General features: G+C 47.3%; 1 protein-coding gene. It reads right to left on the reverse strand.

Going from position 1 to position 849, the window contains the following annotated elements; translation table 11 throughout:
- Nucleotides 1–473, reverse strand: a 473-nt coding sequence (locus tag AC0QH1_RS14875; protein WP_324631967.1) for a hypothetical protein, incomplete at its 3' end; no start/stop codon positions are given.
- Nucleotides 474–849 lie beyond the last annotated feature (376 nt).

An 849-nucleotide genomic window follows, 5' to 3' on the forward strand; every position in this document is an offset into this window, starting at 1 on the left:
GGGGTCGGGAGTATCTCGGCGATCGCTTCTGGGGTTCGACCCATTCCGATGCGATCGAGGTGTCTGCGGAAAGGTTGGAAAACTTCAAGAATTCGTTGGTTGAGCGCTTCCGACAACCGCAGCAGATCGGAAAATTTCAGGTAAGGCAAGCGTTCCACAATCTCATCGAACGCCACTCCAGAATTCGGAGCCGTCATCACATTCCGCACCAGCTTCGTCAGAGGCAACTCCCCCTCAATATAGGCATTGAGTTCGTCTGCCGTCACTCCTAAAAAATTAAGCATTGCGTCTCGGTTGCGTTTGTAGAGGTTCGTACTTTCTCCCGCCTTCAACCGATGAAAAGCAGTGCGCTGGATCCCTATTCGCTGTGCCAGCGCTGTATCGTTCGGTTCTCCCAAAACTTCACTAAGAAACGCTATTAACTCTGCCAGCCGCATCTGCGGCGTTCCTTGCCTGTTCTTCTGTTCGCTCACCTAGCACTCAGCACTAATGTCGCTACAATTTGTTGGACGAGTTTGGAATTTGTTACATTTCTTTACATAATAGATAGGTTTTTCCCTTGACAAGTTAAATAATTTTGACTAGATTAACGGTATCCCGAAAAATGAGAATGCAATTTTTCGTTAGAGGCAGTAGAACGTAATGCGTTCGTTCTGCCATCAGATCCCTAAATTTCCCATTTCAAACAAAAAAAGGGGATTGCACTCCCCTCAAACCTAAAAAACATTACCCAAATTGTACCATGTCTGAAATTTTTCTCAAGCCTTCCTTCGCAATCGGCACGGGTTCGGTCTCCAATTTCTCTGGTGCCTCCGAGCCACCCCTTGGGTTCCGCTTCAACTACGACTA

This window comes from Phormidium sp. CCY1219 (assembly GCF_055795085.1).